Origin of the sequence: Anabaena sp. UHCC 0253 (assembly GCF_009712085.1) — a bacterium.
GTDB lineage: Bacteria > Cyanobacteriota > Cyanobacteriia > Cyanobacteriales > Nostocaceae > Dolichospermum.
In genome coordinates this window covers 84,222-89,468 of the sequence record NZ_VILD01000004.1, presented here as the reverse complement: position 1 = coordinate 89,468, position 5,247 = coordinate 84,222, and the positions used below count along the sequence as shown (strand labels likewise).

Annotated in this window: 5 protein-coding genes and 1 pseudogene; 2 read left to right on the top strand and 4 right to left on the bottom strand. The window is 38.9% G+C overall.

Features of this window, described 5'->3' with window-relative positions; translation table 11 throughout:
• From FJR38_RS12260 to FJR38_RS12255, 3 genes and pseudogenes are all read right to left on the bottom strand, one after another.
• Positions 1-867 (bottom strand): annotated as a pseudogene (locus FJR38_RS12260) (YbjN domain-containing protein); the annotation flags it as partial.
• A 6-nt stretch (positions 868-873) separates the two neighbouring features.
• Complete coding sequence (locus FJR38_RS29015) at positions 874-1,008, bottom strand: hypothetical protein (RefSeq protein WP_256366795.1); 135 nt, start codon at positions 1,006-1,008, stop codon at positions 874-876.
• A gap of 403 nt (positions 1,009-1,411) precedes the next feature.
• Positions 1,412-1,606 carry a hypothetical protein gene (locus tag FJR38_RS12255; RefSeq protein ID WP_168494392.1) on the bottom strand — a complete coding sequence of 65 codons (195 nt, stop codon included), beginning with the start codon at positions 1,604-1,606 and terminating at the stop codon, positions 1,412-1,414.
• Positions 1,607-1,838: 232 nt separating this feature from the next.
• Between FJR38_RS12255 and FJR38_RS12250 the strand changes: the two genes are divergently transcribed.
• Positions 1,839-2,150, top strand: a complete 312-nt coding sequence (locus FJR38_RS12250; RefSeq protein ID WP_168494390.1) for a hypothetical protein — start codon at positions 1,839-1,841, stop codon at positions 2,148-2,150.
• 17 nt (positions 2,151-2,167) lie between these two features.
• Positions 2,168-3,052, top strand: a complete 885-nt coding sequence (locus FJR38_RS12245; protein WP_168537313.1) for a nucleoside hydrolase — start codon at positions 2,168-2,170, stop codon at positions 3,050-3,052.
• Positions 3,053-3,090: 38 nt separating this feature from the next.
• Here FJR38_RS12245 and FJR38_RS12240 read toward each other — a convergent pair.
• A partial coding sequence (locus tag FJR38_RS12240) for a hypothetical protein (RefSeq protein ID WP_217360016.1) occupies positions 3,091-5,247 on the bottom strand: 2,157 nt, incomplete at its 5' end.

Genomic DNA, 5,247 nt, shown 5'->3' with positions numbered 1-5,247 from the left:
GGTTAATCTTTTATCTTCTGGTATTTGTACAGGACAAATAGAATAAAATACAAATTGTTTTTGTTCTTCTCTGACTTTAGCGTAGCAATTCCATCTCCCATTATCTCCTTGAAAACCTAGTCTGAAACTAGTTTCTCCTTCTATTTTGGTAAATGTCCAATCATCTTCTATGAAAAAGTTAATTATTGTTGTTAGCATTGTTTGAGTATTATTATTTGTTTCTCCAAAAATCTCATCAGTGAAATTCTTGAAAATATCACTAATACTATTATTTATAATTCCTGTTGTTGATAAATTGGTTTGTGTCCATTCTTGGAAAAAATTAACTATTCCTTCACTAATTTTATCAGGATTATTGATAGTATTAGGATTGACGTAATTCCAAAAGGTGTTATAACCAATTTCTTTGTTATCTTGAGTTTGTTTAACTGATAAACATAGCCAATTTTCGGTATTTAATAAAGGGTTGATATTTTCTTGATTTTCTGATTGCTGGCATTGAGCGAAGTCGAAATGTTGACTAAGTTTTAAAATATATGTAGCTGCTTCTTCAATGTTATTAGCATTTTCTAGTAGTTGTGGGAGTAAGTCAGGTTGGAGTGTGATTTCGATGGTAATATCAGTTCCCAAGAGGAATTTACCGCCAATAAAAGGGCTGCGTATTTCTGGTTTAAGATTGAATAGAGCATCTTTGTCAATGCGTTGGTAGAGTTCTAGGTTTACTGGGAATGTGAGACGACATTCGATGATTTGATCATCTTGTTTGATGAAGTTTAGAGAAACATTATTGATACTTATAGAGGATAGGAAGCTATCATGTAATATCAATTCATTTTTAAGTTGATGGTTTTCAGTATAAGTAGTCATATTCAGTCAAAAAACTCCTCTTTCTTGTAAATAAGCCTCATAATCCTGCCCTTTTTCAACAATACCCTCAATATCGGACTCAATCATGTCTTCAGCTAAATATTTAGCTTGAGCGGTGACAAAACTATCTGTTGTAAACATATTCTGTGGTAAACAATCGAGCTAGAGATCGCACTTTTGAGAAGCACTGGAATTCTTATGGCAGGCTTAGTTAGTGAGTATTGCTCACCTGAGTTAGTGGAATATGTTTCGCTAATAAATCGGGTTTCAGTGCGATCGCTCTACACATTATCCCACTGCCAAGCCAGGATCGAGCGATGCTCCAAAGGAGCCGCCGTAGGCAACGCTTTTGGTTTTGCGCTGATTGCACCATTATCAATTGGATTGGTGTCAAGCGCGATCGCACTTCCCAAAATCTTACTATCGCCCTAAACTACATCCAAGGGCATCAGCCGCTAACCCTGTTTTGTCACTCTCGGAAAACAATAATCGAATCCATCTTTTGTAACTCTTATTTCATCAAGGTTTGGCGCTTTTTTATGTATTAAAAAATAAAATTGCTGCATAAAATGTCAAAACCCAAGCCCCGTAAACCTTTCAGGTATTGCATTTTCCCAATCTGACAGAACAGGGCTAATACTTGGTCAATAGCGATCGCGCAAACTATTAGGGGTGTTTGGGAGGAGTCATGTAGGGTTAAGTCTCCGTTTAACTGGAGATGTTCAAAGTTATTGGTCATCCTGTTTAAGAATTTTTGGTTAATATTAAAGATATAGGAATCATATTTGATTTTTGAACAAAATTAGGTATTGTAGGTGTGTTAGAATGCAGTTTGTAACGCACCAAACCCTTGAGGATGGTGCCGTACTCTCGCCGATAACACACCCTACGTATGTATCTTTTTTCCAAATCAAATACTACTCCTATAGTAAGGATTTAGATAGCCGTGAAAAACAGAGAGTCAAAATAAAATGAATAATGAATTAGCCCATGAATATGTTCATTTTAATTCTATTGGGAATTTAGTAAATTGCAAAGGAACTATTCAAAAGACAAAGGAAAATATCAAACCGCTTTATGATACTAATAAAATAATGGGTTATCAACTACTTTTAATAGAAAATACAATTGATGTTGAGGAAAAATTAATAGAATATAAATTTGAAGAAGTTACAAAAAGCAAATTTCCTTTCGTTTATGCCTTAGTACAACCTGTTGAAAACAACCCAATAGACTTTGATCGGTTAATGGAAGAGTTAGATTACATAAGAGTTGATGTTTAAAGCACATAGAGGTAAGGGTGATTAATGTAGTTTGGGACATGGAAACCAGCGATCCTGATGACTTCCTAACTCTACTCTTTTTAATTGGACATCCCCAGGTTAACCTTAAGGCAGTAACCGTCACTCCTGGTACACCCGATCAAATTGGATTAGTTCGACACGCACTCACGCAATGGTTTGGTTTGAATATCCCCGTGGGAGCTTATAATCTTGAGCATGGAAAGCAGTGCGTCTCTGGATGGCACTACAAAGTCTATGGAAACATACCTCCCTCCTACGATGCTGAACCGGGAGGTGAGGTTCTGCTGCGTTGCTGTGACGAGAACACAACCCTGATTACGGGTGCGCCTCTTAAGAACCTTGGTGCTGCCATAACCCTTAGTTCAATACCAGGGGGAGAAGTGTTGAAACTAGGTCGTTTAGTTACCCAAGGGGGATTTGCTGGTCAAGGTGTGATTCCTCCTGAACAGCAGTTGGAGAAGTTCAAGGGGATGGTCACTTGTCCTAGCTATAACCTGAATGGAGATTCAAAATCGGCGTTAGCAGCTTTAGAGTATTCAGGTATTGGTATTAGACGTTTTGTGTCTAAAAACGTCTGCCATAAAGTTTACTATGACCAAGAGATGCACAAGCATTTCGAGGCAGTAAAAGACAAAAGCAAGGCTCTTGCCTACATTTGGAAAGGGATGGATGCCTATTTGAAAAAGAAACCTGCTGGCAAAAAATTTCACGATCCTTTAGCTGCTTGCTGTGCTATTGATGAATCTATCGGGACTTGGGCTGAGGTTGATCTGTACTGCGATAATGGCCAGTGGGGAGCAAAATTATCTCCTAGTACTAGGACATGGATTATTACTGACTACGACCAAGAAAAATTTGTCCAAACTCTCACCGCTTATTAAAGAATAAAGGTGTGTTTTTCCTTTTCCATCATGGGATCTTATAATATCCCTGGCAGAAGGCCAGTGTAGGCTCCTGCATTCAGGTCTGTAATTATATCTCTTGCTGTTGTATTATTTTCTGGAGTTATTTGGTAAGCAACTAGCGTTTCTTTAGTTCCTTGAAACACAATTACTGGTTTATTTGAATTACCGCCACTCTTAGCCAATTGATAACCCACATCTTCTCCAAGAATATATTTTGTCGATCCAGTAACAATTTGTATTCGATTCGCTTCCGTTATCCCACTAACTTTAGTTAATCCTTGCCGTACTATACCTTGTCCTTCATCTTCTGTATGTATTGTTTGTTGTAGCAGAAGAAGTTTAAATTTAAGATTAGGATATTCGCCACTCTCTAGTATCTCTTTCACGGTTTTGATCAACGCATCTCTAGAGCCACCACCTACTAGAGTCTCTGCGATAGCTATGGTGATATTTTCATTTTCCTTACCGCTCATCAGTTGCTTAATACCTTCTTTTAGATCGTACTGCTGTTGAACTTTGTGAGCATCTGTTTTCGTGTTGAGAGCTTGAGCTTCCTCTTCGCTTAGAGTTCTTTTTTCAATTTTTTTACTAGGAAGATTTTTTCCTTTTGTTAACTGATCAGCTAGGAATGCTCCTCCCCTTTCAAGACTCAGTAAATACTTACAATCATCCATTTCTCCTTGAAGAGTCTGGATAGCTTGGCGATTGTCTTCTATGAACGGAGCATAAATAGCACCTTGCAGCTCTGTCCATGTATTATCGTCACCTCTGATGCTTCTAATAGTATTTTTTCTCGTTTTTAGTTTGCTATCGTCTAAACCTGGTGCAAAACTATTCAATTTTTTTAATAACCAGTCACCATACCAAGCTTCACCCTCTGGGGTCTGTTTTTGATTCTCCTTAGATGCAAAGAATATCTTCTTGATTGTTGCAGGTTTTCTTTCACCATCCCCTAGAGAAATGGAATCTGAATTTTCTTTAGGGTTAATCTTTGCTTCTATATGGTATTTGTTGCTTTTCTCTTTTACTAGATTGATCGCAGTTAATTTGTACTGTGATTGGATAGCTGGTAATTTTGCCTTAATGCTATCTGGCGTAGCACCCTTTTGCTCCATTATCTTCTCAGCATCGACCACAGCTTTGTGAACGTCAGCTTTCTTTTGCTCCATTGTGCGCTCATCGGTCTTGTGATCTTTGCCTTGCTTCTCCTTACTATCCTTATCTTTGGCAAACCCAAACTTATCTTTGACTTTATTGCCAAACTTGTCAAACTTATCCTTGACTGATTTTTTCTTGCCGTCAACCCAATTGTGGGCAGCTTCCTTCTTATCCTCAACCCACCGCTTACCGGCTTTATATTTTTCCTTCGCCGAATCTTTCAGTTTTCCGGCCTTCTTACCCAACTTGCTATTCTTAACCTTGTTGCCAACTTTATTAAACGCCTTCGCACCCTTATCAATTACCCAATCAACTGCTTTTTCCATCGGTTTCCGCAACTTCTGGAAGATTGCCTGAATCTTGCCGGCAATTCCATCTAAGCCCAAAAGACTTGCTAGGAAACTGATGACGACTGGTAAAGATTTAGCAAGGGCATTTTCAACACCTTTGATTGCTTGATCGATCGCACCACTAGCGATCGCACCAATGGCATCCAGTATCGCATTAATTAAATCGGCAATCTGCTGGGCGCGTTCAATAAAGAATTTGACAATCTCATAAATCCCCTTAGCAGCTTTAATGAAGCCTGCACCCGGTATTAACAAGCCGATAACCCACTCAACTCCGGCTGTAATCACCTTTTCAATGATAAAGTTCTTGATGGGTTCGATCACCAAGGCGTTGAGGTCGCCCATTTTCTCTTGGACAAAGTCCCATATCCCCGCCACTCCCTCACTGGCTAAGACTTGAAATACATCAACAGTTTGTTCCAACCGACTGACCTTTTCTTCACCCAATTTTTTCACGGCTTGGGCGCGAATTGCTTCATAGGTGAAGCCCAAAATCTGCATTGCTAGGCTAAAGATCCCTTTGATGTCTAAGTTTTCTGGCATTTGAATACCAGCTTCTGCCATTGTGCCTGTCAGCCAGCCAATTAATCCTTGCTGGAGGTGCTTCCCGATATTCTTCATGAAGTTGAGGAAGCCTTGCTTCACCGCCTGAATCAAATTAGT